The organism is Flavobacterium flavipallidum (assembly GCF_038289905.1).
GTDB lineage: Bacteria > Bacteroidota > Bacteroidia > Flavobacteriales > Flavobacteriaceae > Flavobacterium > Flavobacterium flavipallidum.
Genome location: NZ_JBBYHU010000004.1, coordinates 160,155 through 173,777 on the forward strand (window position 1 = coordinate 160,155; position 13,623 = coordinate 173,777).

The 13,623-nt window shown below is 33.6% G+C and carries 12 protein-coding genes; 7 read left to right on the forward strand and 5 right to left on the reverse strand.

The window, feature by feature from the left end; translation table 11 throughout:
- Positions 1-2 precede the first annotated feature (2 nt).
- From AAEO59_RS03805 to AAEO59_RS03820, 4 genes are all read left to right on the forward strand, one after another.
- The gene (locus AAEO59_RS03805) at positions 3-1,121 is read left to right on the forward strand and encodes a glycosyltransferase (protein WP_341699411.1); all 1,119 of its coding nucleotides are present in this window, start codon (positions 3-5) and stop codon (positions 1,119-1,121) included.
- Entirely contained in the window at positions 1,121-2,206 is a 1,086-nt protein-coding gene (locus AAEO59_RS03810; protein WP_341699412.1) for a glycosyltransferase, read from the forward strand. The genes AAEO59_RS03805 and AAEO59_RS03810 overlap by 1 nt, the downstream gene beginning before the upstream one ends.
- Positions 2,199-3,560 carry an O-antigen ligase family protein gene (locus tag AAEO59_RS03815; protein ID WP_341699413.1) on the forward strand — a complete coding sequence of 454 codons (1,362 nt, stop codon included), beginning with the start codon at positions 2,199-2,201 and terminating at the stop codon, positions 3,558-3,560. The genes AAEO59_RS03810 and AAEO59_RS03815 overlap by 8 nt, the downstream gene beginning before the upstream one ends.
- Before the next feature lie 124 nt (positions 3,561-3,684).
- Positions 3,685-5,079: an exopolysaccharide biosynthesis polyprenyl glycosylphosphotransferase gene (locus tag AAEO59_RS03820; RefSeq protein ID WP_341699414.1), complete on the forward strand. Its 1,395-nt coding sequence runs from the start codon at positions 3,685-3,687 to the stop codon at positions 5,077-5,079.
- Between the two features lie 3 nt (positions 5,080-5,082).
- On the opposite strand, the gene AAEO59_RS03825 is transcribed toward AAEO59_RS03820, so the two are convergent.
- Positions 5,083-6,225 (reverse strand): lipoprotein N-acyltransferase Lnb domain-containing protein, encoded by a 1,143-nt coding sequence (locus AAEO59_RS03825; protein WP_341699415.1) that lies wholly within the window; start codon positions 6,223-6,225, stop codon positions 5,083-5,085.
- A gap of 358 nt (positions 6,226-6,583) precedes the next feature.
- Between AAEO59_RS03825 and AAEO59_RS03830 the strand changes: the two genes are divergently transcribed.
- Entirely contained in the window at positions 6,584-7,306 is a 723-nt protein-coding gene (locus AAEO59_RS03830) for a CDP-alcohol phosphatidyltransferase family protein (RefSeq protein WP_341699416.1), read from the forward strand.
- Positions 7,290-8,150 (forward strand): glycoside hydrolase family 25 protein, encoded by an 861-nt coding sequence (locus AAEO59_RS03835; RefSeq protein WP_341699417.1) that lies wholly within the window; start codon positions 7,290-7,292, stop codon positions 8,148-8,150. The genes AAEO59_RS03830 and AAEO59_RS03835 overlap by 17 nt, the downstream gene beginning before the upstream one ends.
- 106 nt (positions 8,151-8,256) lie before the next feature.
- Here AAEO59_RS03835 and AAEO59_RS03840 read toward each other — a convergent pair whose 3' ends face one another.
- From AAEO59_RS03840 to AAEO59_RS03855, 4 genes are all read right to left on the reverse strand, one after another.
- The gene (locus AAEO59_RS03840; RefSeq protein ID WP_341699418.1) at positions 8,257-8,493 is read right to left on the reverse strand and encodes a DUF5808 domain-containing protein; all 237 of its coding nucleotides are present in this window, start codon (positions 8,491-8,493) and stop codon (positions 8,257-8,259) included.
- A gap of 57 nt (positions 8,494-8,550) precedes the next feature.
- Positions 8,551-9,291 (reverse strand): LPS export ABC transporter ATP-binding protein, encoded by a 741-nt coding sequence (gene lptB, locus AAEO59_RS03845; protein WP_341699419.1) that lies wholly within the window; start codon positions 9,289-9,291, stop codon positions 8,551-8,553.
- 91 nt (positions 9,292-9,382) lie between these two features.
- Positions 9,383-10,195 carry a twin-arginine translocase subunit TatC gene (gene tatC, locus AAEO59_RS03850; RefSeq protein WP_341699420.1) on the reverse strand — a complete coding sequence of 271 codons (813 nt, stop codon included), beginning with the start codon at positions 10,193-10,195 and terminating at the stop codon, positions 9,383-9,385.
- Entirely contained in the window at positions 10,195-11,160 is a 966-nt protein-coding gene (locus AAEO59_RS03855; RefSeq protein ID WP_341699421.1) for a KpsF/GutQ family sugar-phosphate isomerase, read from the reverse strand. The genes tatC and AAEO59_RS03855 overlap by 1 nt, the downstream gene beginning before the upstream one ends.
- An 85-nt stretch (positions 11,161-11,245) precedes the next feature.
- Here AAEO59_RS03855 and AAEO59_RS03860 point away from each other — a divergent pair, with 85 nt between their 5' ends.
- Positions 11,246-13,441: a RecQ family ATP-dependent DNA helicase gene (locus AAEO59_RS03860; RefSeq protein ID WP_341699422.1), complete on the forward strand. Its 2,196-nt coding sequence runs from the start codon at positions 11,246-11,248 to the stop codon at positions 13,439-13,441.
- The last annotated feature ends 182 nt before the right edge of the window (positions 13,442-13,623 follow it).

Consider the following 13,623-nt stretch of genomic DNA (forward strand, 5'->3'; position numbering starts at 1 on the left):
ATATGAAATTAATAGTATTTTCTTCTGCTCCAATTGTTAAAATTAACGACAGGCTTTTTATGTATAGTCCCTATGAAAAAGAAATGGAAATATGGGCTAAACATTCAGATGAAATTCAATTTTGTTGTCCGGTTTGGAATGAAGATAGAGGTTTGTTGTTATCGCAAATACAATTTTCAACTTTAGAAAATATTATTCTTTCAGAATTTAATGTCAAGAATTTTAAATCGGCTTTTTATTCAGTAAAAGTAATTTTGAAAAATATAATCATCATTTTCAAAGCCATGCAACAAGCTGATCATATTCATTTGCGTTGTCCGGGAAATATAGGTTTGTTGGCTTGTGTGGTTCAGATTTTATTTCCTTCTAAAACTAAAACTGCCAAATATGCCGGTAATTGGGATCCAAAGTCCAAACAACCCTTGAGTTATTGCCTGCAAAAATGGATTTTATCCAATACTTTTTTGACTAAAAAAATGAAGGTTTTGGTTTATGGGAAATGGCCCAATTCCTCTCCAAATATTCTGCCGTTTTTTACGGCTTCTTATTCTGAAAACGAAGAGAAAACAGCAATAAAATCAGTGAAACCAAATGGGGAAATACGAATGCTTTTTGTGGGAACTTTGGTCGGGGGGAAAAATCCATTGTATGCAGTACAGCTTTTGGAACAACTAAGACACAATAATCTTAATATCCATTTAGATATTTTTGGAGAGGGTCCACAGAGATCCCTTTTGCAGGATTATATTGAAATGCAAAAACTCAGTGATTGTGTCTTTTTACATGGAAATCAAAATCAGCAAGTACTTAAAAAAGCCTATCGGGAGAGTCATTTTGTTGTTTTAGCTTCTAAAAGTGAAGGTTGGCCAAAAGCCATTGCCGAAGGCATGTTTTGGGGTTGTGTCCCATTGGCAACTGCAGTTTCTTGTGTGTCTTATATGTTGGATTATGGAAATCGAGGTGTTTTGCTTCAAATGGATTTGAAACATGATTCTGATGTTGTTTATGAATTAATCAGGCAAGCTGTTATTTTTGAAGAAAAGAGTAAAGCTGCAATGGAGTGGTCTCGAAAATATACCATAGAATATTTTGGGACGGAGATTAAAAAACTTTTGCGATAATGAGAATTGTGCAACTAATTGATTCCTTAGACGCTGGTGGCGCTGAGCGTATGGCAGTAAATTATGCTAATGCGTTGTCGGTAGCAATTGAATTTTCGGGTTTGGTAGCAAGCCGAAAAGAAGGTGTTCTTATAAAGCAATTGGATGATAAAGTACATTATTTGTTTTTAAATAAAAAAAACACAGTCGATTTTATGGCGGTGTTGAAACTCCGTGAATATATTCTAAAGAATCAAATTCAATTGATTCACGCCCATAGTTCTTCTTTTTTTTTAGCGGTATTGGTTAAGATGACTTTGCCTAAGCTGAAAATCATTTGGCATGATCATTATGGGAATAGTGATTTTGTAATTAAACGGCCAAAGTATGCCTTGCAATTAGCGAGTTATCTTTTTAATGGAACAATTGCTGTAAATGAGATTTTGAAAGAATGGACACAAGAATATTTATATTCCCAAAACGGAATTTATTTGCCTAATTTTGTTGCTATTGATAAGGTAAAAGTGATTAAGACAAATTTGAAAGGAGAAGCTGGAAAACGAATCCTTTGTTTAGCCAATTTACGTCGGCAGAAAAATCATTTGATGTTAATTGAAGTAGCTTCTCAATTAAGGGGCTCCCATCCGGATTGGACTTTTCATTTAGTGGGAAAAGATTTTCAGGATAGTTATGCTCTCGAATTGAAAGCTGCAATTAAGGACAGAGGTTTGGAACAGCATGTTTATGTTTATGGTTCCTGTTTAGATGTAGCTAATGTTTTGGATCAAATAGAAATAGCTGTTTTGACTTCTGATTCAGAAGGTTTGCCTTTAGCAGTTTTAGAGTATGGTTTATTAAAAAAAGCAGTTATTACAACCGATGTAGGTCAATTGAGTGCTATTATAGAAAATAACAAAAATGGTTTTTTGGTGCCTTCAAATAATATCGATTTATTCTATTCCGGTTTAGTTCAGTTGATTGAAAATAAAACACTACGGAATGATTTTGCAGGCTTATTACACCAAAAAGTAAACTCAAGATTTTCTGCTCCTGTTATTATAAAAAAATATATTTATTGGATTCAAACAACTATTGTACATGGATAAATCTGAAATCGATTATATAAAACTTATTGCCATTCATACAGGTATAGCATTTGTCCTTTTTTTTGTTCCTTTTCTATCTAAGATTTATGCTGTTTTGATTGTTGTTTTAGGTACTTATTATGTAATCAATAAAAACAATAAGAATAATGAGGTTTTGTATGTTTCGGCATATCTTGTAGGCGCGGAAGTTTTTATTAGAATGACAGGTGGGAGTTTGAATAATGAATATGTGAAAACTGTTGTTTCAATGCTGATGTTGCTGGGTTTTGTTTTGAGTGGTTTTTCTAAAAACAGTATTATTTATTGGTTTTATTTTTTATTGTTGATTCCTGGAGTTTTGCTTACAATGAGTAATCCAAATCTTGATGTGGAAATAAGAAAGGTGATAACTTTTAATATTTCTGGGCCTGTTTGTTTAGGTTTAACTGCCATGTATTGTTATCAACGACAGCTTACATTACGACAAATGCAAAATGTAATTGTACTTTTAGGTTTGCCGATTATTGCTACTTTGACTTATTTGGTATTGTACAATCCTACGGTTCGTGATGTAGTTACAGGAACGCAGTCTAATTTTACAACTTCAGGTGGTTTTGGTCCTAATCAAGTTGCAACTGCCCTTGGACTAGGTATGTTTGTGTTTTTTTGTCAGATGGTTTTTATTTCTAAAACAAAGAAAATGATTCTGTTGAATCTTTTTTTGTTCGTATTTTGTAGTTACCGAGCAATTGTAACTTTTTCAAGGGGAGGGGTAATTACGGGATTTGCAATGATTCTTGCGTTGTTATTCGTTGCTTATTTGTTCTCGAATAGTAGGGGAAAAAGAAAATTAAAGTGGATTGTTATTTTAAGTAGTGTTTTGGCGATTAGCGTTTGGTCTTATAGTGTTTTTCAAACCAGTGGTTTGATTTCTAAAAGATATGCTAATCAGGATGTTAAAGGTCGTATGAAAAATGATCGTTTGGGTGGACGCGAACAAATAATTGGAACCGAATTAGAACTTTTTAAAGAAAATCCGGTTATGGGAGTGGGTATTGGAATGGGGAAATCGTTTAGGGAACAAATGCTAGGACAAGAGGCTGCTTCACATAATGAAATTACAAGGTTATTGGCCGAACATGGAATGTTTGGTGTTTTAATTCTGCTTATTCTTTTTGTTACACCGTTAATTTTGTATCTAATTAATTATCAAAATATTTATTTCTTTTCTTTTTATATTTTTTGGCTTCTCACTATTAATCATGCAGCGATGCGAATTGCAGCTCCGGCATTTGTATATGCTTTAACTTTACTAAGAATTCATATTGAACCTTTTTTGGGAGAAAAGAAAATACATACAATAATGGAGGGTTGACAGCTTTTTTAACAGAATTTTGGGCTTTTAAAAGATTAAATTTTGCTGATAAACAATTGTTTTTAATCTTTGAAACGAATTAAATTATAAATATTCCAAAACGGATATTTTAGTAATTAAGAAAATGCCAAAAAACAAAATTCACTTTGAAATATCTGAGAGAAAACTCATGTTGCATCTAATTGATGTTATCAGTATTGTTTTGGCATTGTATGTAGTTGGTCATTTTTTTAATTTAGAATATTTGAAATCTGCAGTTTCAAATGCAGTGCATCTAATTGTGCTGATTCTTTATTTAAAGCTCATAGGAACTGTTTTTGAATTATATAATTTACAGGTTTCCAGCAATGAATTTTTAATTGGAAGAAGTGCCATATTAACGGTAACTACTACCGTTTTGGCCTATTTTTTGACCCCGATATATTCACCAGTTTTACCGTCCAATAGGCTTCAGATTATAACTTTCTTAGTAGTTGTATTTTTTGCATTGGTTATGTGGAGAGTGTTTTATGTGCGCTTTTTAGCATCAAAACGTTTTCATCAAAATGCCCTGTTGATTTGTGATGAAGAGCAACTAACCGAATTAGTTTCAGGTATTGAAACAATTGATCCGCATTATAAAATTGTGGGTTATTTAAGTAATTTAAAGTCTTTATCGCTAGAAAATAGTTCGAATGCTCCATTAAAAAAAATATCCTTAGAGGAAATAGATGCTTTTGTAGCCAAACATCAGATAACTGAAATTGTAGTAGCGCGCCAGGAAAAAGAAAATATTACGGCCGAATTGTACCAACAACTCTTGAAATTTCTAAAATCGGGTAAAGTAATTCGTGAATATACGCAGTTGTATGAGTCGAAAACACAGCGAATACCTGTACAGCATGTAGAACGAGATTTTTATCTTTTTTTTCCCTTTAGCCGAAGTAATCAAAATCGTTTGTATTTAACGATAGTTAGAATAGCTGAAATCATTATTTCTATAATAGGTCTATTGGTAACATTGTTGCTGATACCCTTTATTTTTGTAATGAATGTAATGGCAAATAAAGGTAGTTTGTTTTATTCACAGGAACGGGTAGGTAAAGACGGAGCAATTTTTAGGATTTTGAAATTTCGCACGATGATTGAGAATGCCGAATCTAAAAATGCTGTATTTGCCACACCTAATGACAATCGAATTACGGCTTTTGGTCGATTCATGCGTAAAACCCGAATAGACGAATTTCCTCAGTTTTTGAATATTTTAAAAGGTGAAATGGCTGTTATTGGTCCGCGTCCTGAAAGGCCATACTTTGTTGAAGAAATTGTGAAAATCATGCCTTTTTATGCCACCCGACATATCATTAAACCGGGACTTACCGGTTGGGCTCAGGTGAATTATTCCTATGGCGAAAGTATTGATGACAGTTTGATTAAATTACAATATGATTTGTATTATATCAAGCATAGGAGTTTTTATCTTGATTTTAATATCACTTTAAAAACCATAACTACTATTTTGTTTTACCGAGGCCAATAGTTTTTAAATGATAATTGGGATTGTTTTTTTGTTTTTTAACGCTATTTGAATTAGGAAATAAATGGATGTGAATAGCAATGGTAATACGATCAATAAATGGGCTTTGTTGAAAAGGATGACCAAGTAAATCAATAACGAAAAGAGATTTAATACGGCTAATCGATACGTCCAAAGACTGTTTTTTCTTGTATAAAAGAATAGTAAAACAAGTAGAAATGGGTTGAATAATAGCACGTTGTAATTGTTGGCTAATTCTAAATGATTGGAATAAAATCCCATGAAAATAAAGAATAAACCCAGTACACCCATTAGTGAAAAGTAAAAATAGTGAATTCTCTTTTTGTTCCAAATAACGATTAAAGCCAAAACAATCAAATAAGAATAAAGGTTGTTCCACCAGGAAACAGGATGGGATTCTTCAAAATGGAGCAGGTTTTGGTTTTTTGGTGCCAAAGGTTGATTGTTGTATTGAATTAGTGCTAAACTTTTTTGCAATTCCAGTGGTAAAAATAGTTGGGTTCCTAAAGCATCCACTTTTGAACCGAAAATGATACTTGTTCCCAGTTTTTCAAAGAAATGGTGCTCAAAATAGGGGTATAAGATACTTCTATAACTTAAATCAGTATCCGTTTTTTTGGTAATAATAGTACTTCCTAAACTTTTATTGATAATATCTACTACCATCGACGTACAGTTTTTGTCGATGAATTTATACGTATAATGACTATCTCCGGATGCTAAAGAGGTGTTTAAATTTTCAAAAAGCTTTTGTTTGTAATGCAGCGGAATTTGAAGTTCCTGTTCATCAACCGAACGGTTTTCATAAGTGTATTGACTGATGAAATCGGTATAGCGATTAACAACGGCAAAATACTGTAAATCACCTTTGGCAAACTTGGGTACGAAATTAGGCGTGTTAAAGTCAAATGCGCCATAATTGTAAACTGCATCAACAAAATTGACGTCATCCTTAATTCTAATGGCAGTATGCCCAAAAAGGGAATAGGATTCATTTCCTAAACCACAAGTAATCACACTCACTTTGGCTTCTTTGGATAATTGGATGTTTTGAGCCCAAAACGAATTGAAAAAACTAAGGAAAAATAAAATAAAAAGCTGGTTTTTTAATTTTAAAATAGTTGTCATGGCATTGATTTTTAACTAATTAACCTATATTAGTTTGTAAATATTGATGTTTTGACTTTGAAAATACACACCCCTGGCCCCTCTCGAGAGGGGAATTCGCCCTGAATATAGAGGTGAATTCACTACTTGAGCAGGCTAAGGAGTTGTGATTTCTGTAAAAATAAGTCATTCAGTTTATTGAATTGTAATTTAGATAACTCAATTTGTTTTTCAAAAGTATTATTTTTTAGCGAGCTAATTTCTTTCCGGATTTAAATAAATGGTCAAATAATTTTCTGTTGATAATCTGTTTTGCATAAAGTACAGGCATTCATTAATTATATTAAATTTGTAACTATTCTTAAAAAGCCCAAGTCAAATGAATATCAAGAAGCATATCCCTAACACTATAACGTTACTTAATCTTTTTTGTGGTTGTATTGCCATGGTTCTTGTAAGTAAACAGGATTTTGAAATGGCTTTTTTCTTCGTGTCTTTGGGGATTTTCTTTGATTTTTTCGACGGTTTTTTTGCTCGTTTGTTCAAAGTTACAGGCGAATTAGGCTTGCAATTGGATTCACTTGCAGATATGGTAACTAGCGGAGTAGTTCCCGGTTATGTGATGTATTTTTTGTTAGCTAATAGTCAGCATGAAATTACTGCTTGCCCATATTTTCCATTTTTAGGATTTGTAATTACTTTGGGTTCTTGTTATCGATTGGCTTTTTTTAATATTGATACCCGTCAGTCAGATTCTTTTATTGGTTTGCCTACTCCGGCGAATTCTTTATTTATGTTGAGTTTGCCATTGGTGATAAAATATTCCGATTCTTTAGTTGCTTTCGAAATGTTGACTAGCCAATGGGTTTTAGTGCTAATTACTGCTTTTAGCGCTTTTATCTTAAATGCCGAAATTCCCCTTTTTTCATTAAAAATTAAGAAGTTTACCCTTAAAGATAATTTACTTCAAATTGGTTTTATAGTGCTTGCTGTTTTGTTGGTTTTGTTTTTTCATTATGGCGGAGTTCCTTTGGTGATTATCAGCTATGTGTTTTTGTCGGTTTTGAATAATAAGTTCGCATTAGATGGCAAAACAAAATAATCGAAGGAGAACCACCACTTCCCGAAAACCTAAAAAAAAGCCGAGTGTTCTTAAAATAAAGCTTGTTAAGATAGGACTTGTAGCGGTGAGTATAATGCTTTTTTTAGGAGTTGTTTATCATTATCGAAATGGTTTGGCCTATTATTTCAGTTTTAAAACAGATAAGGTTTTAGATAAAAATGCGAAAGAAAAACAGCTTTCGGATGTTCGAAATTATCAGGTTTTAGAAAAGAATGAAGGTAAAGCAATAGGGATTGATGTTTCAGAATATCAGGATGAAATTGATTGGAGCGAAGTAGAAACCTTAGATGATTATGAATTGTCTTTTGTTTTTGTAAGAGCAACCGTTGGAAACGATCGATTAGATAAACGATTTGAAGAGAATTGGTTTCAAACTAAAGAAAATAAGCTCATCCGTGGAGCCTATCATTATTACCGTCCTAACGAAAATTCGTTGGAACAAGCGGAACTTTTTATTAAAACAGTTCGTTTAGAAAAGGGAGATTTACCACCGGTTTTAGATATTGAAAAACTGCCAGAAAATCAATCGATGGAACGATTAAAAGTAGGTTTAAAACGTTGGTTGGTTATGGTTGAGGCACATTACAAGGTAAAACCAATTATTTATACCAGTGAGCGTTATTATGATGATTTTCTAAAAAAAGAATTCTCTGATTATTTGTTTTGGATAGCCAATTATAATTTTTACCGAGAAAAGATTGAAGAAGATTGGCTTTTTTGGCAATTTACCGAAAAAGCTTCTGTATCAGGAATTAAAGGTAATGTAGATGTGAATATCTTTAATGGTGATTTAGAGCAATTGCAGTTTATTACGAAGGAGTAGTTTAGAAGTTATCAGTGTTCAGTTCCGATAGCTATCGGAATTAGTGATCAGTTCATTCTGTTTACTGAATACTAAAAACGGATTACACGATAGTTTTTTTATAACTCTAGTTTTTTCTTAGTATTGTAAATGTAACAAATAGAAAAAAAAGTAACATCCCTATAAAAAATAATACTGATTTTCTGTTGGCAAAATTAACAGTCCAACCCATCCATTCTTTTTTCTTAGGAGGAAAAAAACGTTTGTCTTTTGGATTGAAATAAAACATTCCCCAAATCCAATTGTTAGGATCTTTTGACCATTTTTCTAAGGTTTCTTTACTTGGGTTGTTTGGGTCTTCCATTTTTATAGATTTAATTTTAAAACTGATTACTCAAAAACTGATTACTGACCACTCATTTTAAAACTCCAGTTTCTTCTTTCTTAATTCGAAATTTTGTCCCAAATAAACTCTTCTAACCATTTCGTCTTCCACAAGTTCTTCCGGTTTTCCGGCTTTTAGAATTCCTCCTTCAAACATCAGGTAGGTTTTGTCGGTAATAGCCAGCGTTTCCTGAACGTTATGGTCGGTAATTAAGATTCCGATGTTTTTGTTTTTCAACTGTGCAACAATTCTTTGAATATCTTCAACAGCTACGGGGTCAACTCCGGCAAATGGTTCATCTAGTAAGATGAATTTTGGGTCGGTAGCCAGGCAGCGGGCAATTTCAGTACGGCGACGTTCTCCTCCGGATAATAGGTCTCCGCGGTTAGTACGGATGTGTTCTAAGCTAAATTCGGCAATTAAACTTTCCATTTTAGCAATTTGAGCTTCTTTGGAAAGGTTTGTCAATTGTAAAACACTTAAAATATTGTCTTCGATACTTAATTTTCTAAAAACAGAAGCTTCCTGTGCCAGATATCCAATTCCCTGTTGCGCTCGTTTGTACATTGGGAAATGCGTGATATCGGTATCATCAAGGTGGATGCTTCCGGCATTTGGTTTTACTAATCCAACAATCATATAAAAAGAAGTGGTTTTTCCGGCTCCATTAGGACCTAATAAACCTACGATTTCACCTTGATTTACTTCAACTGAAATCCCTTTTACTACACTTCTTCCTTTGTATGTTTTTATTAAATTATCAGCTCTTAAAATCATCTGGCGTATTGATTTTTAATTTTTTATTGATTGGATTATTTTGGCAAATTAACGAATTACCCAATAAACAAATAGTTAGATTAACAATTTATTATTCTTTTTCTTTTTCCTTTTTGGCAACAAAAACGGAAATGAAAATACTTGCTTCGTATATTAAAAGCATTGGTATGGCTACAATGGTCTGACTCACTACATCTGGAGGTGTAACAATAGCTGCAATGATTAATACAAGAACAATCGCGTATTTTCGGTAAGTTCTTAGGAAATTAGGGGTAACAAGTCCTAGTTTGCTAAGGAAATAAATGATTATAGGTAATTCAAAAAATAAACCACTGGCAATAATGGAGGTTTTTACCATTCCGATATAAGAATCTAAGGTAAATTGATTCAGGACAGTAGGGCTAATGGTAAAAGTAGCTACGAAATTTACTGACATCGGAATTACTACAAAATACCCAAATACAACCCCTAAAAAGAATAATAAAGAAGAAAAGAAGATGAATATTTTGGCATTCTTTTTTTCGTTGTCATAAAGTGCCGGGCTAATGAATTTCCATACTTCCCATAAAATGTAAGGGAAACTCAGTACGAATCCAAAAAGAATACACATCCAAATAAAAACATTTACCTGGCCTTCCATTTCGGTATTTTGAATGATAAAGGGCATTTCGGTAATGCATATGCTTTCGGCAAAACCTAAAGAATGTGATAATTCACAAAAATATACATAGGTAAAAAAACTAGGTCTTGTAGGTCCGAAAACAACGGTATCAAATAAATAATCACTAAAAAGATAAGCGATAAAAGCCATAATGATTACGGCAATTGTGCTTCTAACTAATAGCCATCTTAAGTCTTCAAGATGGTCTAAAAACGACATTTCGTTTATATTTTTTTTTGCCATTATAGGATTCCTTCTTTAAGTATGTCGTGTAGGTGCAAAACTCCTTTGTATTCGTTGTTGTCAATAACAATAAGTTGTGTAATGGAGTGGTTTTCTAAAATTTGCAAAGCATCAATTGCCATCGTTTCTGATGGTATCGATTTTGGATTTTTAGACATGATGTCTTTGGCAGTTAAATCGGTAAAAGTATCTCTGTCGTTTAACATTCTACGGATATCACCATCAGTAATAATTCCAATAACCTGATTGTTTTCTACTACAGCGGTTACTCCCAGTCTTTTTTCTGAAATTTCAAAAATTACTTTCTTAACCGGAGTGTCAGGGGAAACAATTGGTTTTTGATTGTGCTCAATTAAATCTTTTACTTTGAGTAATAGTTTTTTGCCCAGAGCGCCACCCGGATGGTATTTGGCAAAGTCTTCAGGCTTAAAATCACGCATTTCCATTAAACAAACCGCTAATGCATCTCCCATTACTAACTGAGCTGTAGTGCTGTTAGTAGGTGCCAGATTGATAGGACAGGCTTCCATATCGACCGTGGTGTTTAATACGTAATCAGAACCTTTTGCTAGTGCTGAACTTGTGTTTCCGCTAATGCCAATTAATGGATTTCCATCTCTTTTTAATAAAGGGATAAGTGCTTTGATTTCGGGGCTATTTCCGCTTTTAGAAATGCAAATGATGACATCATTTTTCTGAATCATTCCTAAATCACCATGAATGGCTTCGGCAGCATGAAGAAACATTGATGGAGTACCGGTAGAGTTGAATGTGGCTACCATTTTTTGTCCGATAATGGCACTTTTTCCTATTCCGGTTACCACTAAGCGACCTTTGGATTGAAAGATAATTTCTACAGCTTTGAAAAAATTTTCATCCAAATAATCGACTAATTTTACAATTGCTTCACTTTCAGATAATATGGTTTTTTTGGCAATGGCCAATATGTTTTCTTTGGATATCAAAACAGAATGTTTAAAATTTGTGTGTGAAAAAGAAATTTGTATCTTTATGTGATGCAAATTTATACAAATTACCAGATAATAAAGAATGAATTCAAACGAAATTGATATCCATAAAGAATTAAAGAAATATTTCGGCTTTAGTCAATTTAAAGGATTACAAGAGCAAGTGATTACAAGCTTGATGAAGAAGCAAAACACTTTTGTAATCATGCCGACAGGTGGGGGAAAATCCTTGTGTTATCAACTACCTGCTTTGATTCAGGAAGGGACTGCGGTAGTAGTTTCTCCTTTAATTGCCTTAATGAAAAATCAGGTTGATGCGATACGAAGTTTGTCTTCTGAAAACGGCATCGCTCATGTTTTAAATTCTTCCCTAACCAAGACAGAAACAGCTCAGGTTAAAACGGATATTACTTCTGGGTTGACAAAATTGTTGTATGTGGCACCGGAATCTTTGACAAAAGAAGAGAATGTGGCTTTTTTAAAGAGTGTGCCTATTTCTTTTGTGGCAATCGATGAAGCGCACTGTATTTCGGAATGGGGGCATGATTTTAGACCTGAATACCGAAATCTAAAAAATATTATCAAACAAATAGGTGATGTGCCTGTTATAGGGCTTACGGCTACTGCTACTCCGAAAGTACAGGAAGATATTCTGAAGAATTTGGATATGTCTAATGCGGTAACATTCAAAGCTTCGTTCAACAGGCCTAATTTATTTTACGAAGTACGTACGAAAACTAAAAATGTTGAATCAGATATTATTCGTTTTATACGTCAGCACAAAGGGAAGTCAGGTGTTATCTATTGTTTGAGCCGAAAAAAAGTGGAGGCTATTGCCGAGGTTTTAAAGGTGAACGGCATTAGTGCGGTTCCTTATCATGCCGGATTGGATGCTAAAACCAGAGCGAAACATCAGGATATGTTTTTGATGGAAGATGTGGAAGTAGTAGTGGCAACAATTGCTTTCGGAATGGGGATCGATAAACCGGATGTGCGTTTTGTAATTCATCATGATATCCCTAAATCTTTAGAAAGTTATTATCAGGAAACAGGACGTGCCGGTCGTGATGGTGGCGAAGGTCATTGTTTAGCTTATTACTCCTATAAAGATGTAGAAAAGCTAGAAAAATTCATGTCGGGAAAACCGGTTGCTGAGCAGGAAATTGGTTTTGCTTTACTCCAAGAAGTGGTGGCTTATGCCGAAACTTCTATGTCAAGAAGAAAATTTTTATTGCATTATTTTGGAGAGGAATTTGACAGCGAGACTGGCGAAGGTGCTGATATGGATGACAATGTTAGAAATCCAAAAACCAAAGTAGAAGCCAAAAATGAAGTGGTGAAACTATTGGAAGTGGTTCGTGATACCAAACATTTATATAAGTCTAAAGAAATTGTATTTACATTGATTGGGCGTGTAAATGCTGTTATCAAAGCACATCGTACTGATTCTCAATCTTTCTTTGGTAGTGGTTCTGGGCATGATGAGAAATACTGGATGGCTTTATTGAGGCAGGTTTTAGTAGAAGGCTATTTGTCAAAAGATATTGAAACTTACGGTATTGTGAAAATTACTCAAAAAGGTTTGGATTTTATTGCTAAGCCTGAATCTTTTATGATGTCTGAAGATCATGAATACAGTGAAGCTGATGATGAAACGGTAGTTGCAGCCTCTAAGTCAGGAGGAACAGCTGATGAAGCTTTAATGGAAATGCTGCGCGATTTGCGTAAAAAAGTGGCAAAAAAACTGGGTGTTCCGCCATTTGTAGTTTTTCAGGAACCTTCGTTAGAAGATATGGCTCTAAAGTATCCTATTTCTCAATCAGAATTGATTAATATTCATGGGGTTGGTGAAGGAAAGGCTAAAAAATACGGAGCTGAATTTATTGCTTTAATTAACAGGTATGTTGAAGATAATGATATTATTAGACCAGATGATTTAGTGGTGAAATCTACCGGAACTAATTCGGCTAATAAGTTGTATATTATTCAAAATATTGACAGGAAATTACCTTTGGATGATATCGCTAAAGCAAAAGGTTTGTCTATGGATGCTTTGATTAAAGAAATGGAGCAGATTGTATATTCCGGTACAAAGTTGAATATCAAATATTGGATTGATGATATGCTTGATGAAGATCAGCAGGAAGAAATTCATGATTATTTTATGGAATCCAAAACGGATAAAATCGAAGAAGCTTTGAAAGAATTTGATGGCGATTACGATATCGACGAATTGCGTTTGATGCGTATCAAATTTATCAGCGAAGTAGCTAATTAAAGTGATAAATCACAATCCCGATAGCTATCGGGATAAATTCCAAATTCCAAGCTTTTATCGGCACATTCAGAAGTAATCTATCTTTTGAATAAAAATTAAAGAAAATGACCGATTTTAGATATCCATTATCGGTCATTTTTGCTTTTTGAGATTTTTCAAGATATAGTTTCGGCTAAAAAACA

Bases quoted from the DNA above. Each gene is read 5' to 3' on its own strand.
- AAEO59_RS03810 (WP_341699412.1), top strand. From the start codon at position 1,121: ATGAGAATTGTGCAACTAATTGATTCCTTAGACGCTGGTGGCGCTGAG.
- AAEO59_RS03840 (WP_341699418.1), bottom strand. From the start codon at position 8,493: ATGGAAGACCCAAACAACCCAAGTAAAGAAACCTTAGAAAAATGGTCA.
- AAEO59_RS03860 (WP_341699422.1), top strand. From the start codon at position 11,246: ATGAATTCAAACGAAATTGATATCCATAAAGAATTAAAGAAATATTTC.
- tatC (WP_341699420.1), bottom strand. From the start codon at position 10,195: ATGGCAAAAAAAAATATAAACGAAATGTCGTTTTTAGACCATCTTGAA.
- AAEO59_RS03830 (WP_341699416.1), top strand. From the start codon at position 6,584: ATGAATATCAAGAAGCATATCCCTAACACTATAACGTTACTTAATCTT.
- AAEO59_RS03835 (WP_341699417.1), top strand. From the start codon at position 7,290: ATGGCAAAACAAAATAATCGAAGGAGAACCACCACTTCCCGAAAACCT.
- AAEO59_RS03825 (WP_341699415.1), bottom strand. From the start codon at position 6,225: ATGACAACTATTTTAAAATTAAAAAACCAGCTTTTTATTTTATTTTTC.
- lptB (WP_341699419.1), bottom strand. From the start codon at position 9,291: ATGATTTTAAGAGCTGATAATTTAATAAAAACATACAAAGGAAGAAGT.
- AAEO59_RS03820 (WP_341699414.1), top strand. From the start codon at position 3,685: ATGCCAAAAAACAAAATTCACTTTGAAATATCTGAGAGAAAACTCATG.
- AAEO59_RS03815 (WP_341699413.1), top strand. From the start codon at position 2,199: ATGGATAAATCTGAAATCGATTATATAAAACTTATTGCCATTCATACA.
- AAEO59_RS03805 (WP_341699411.1), top strand. From the start codon at position 3: ATGAAATTAATAGTATTTTCTTCTGCTCCAATTGTTAAAATTAACGAC.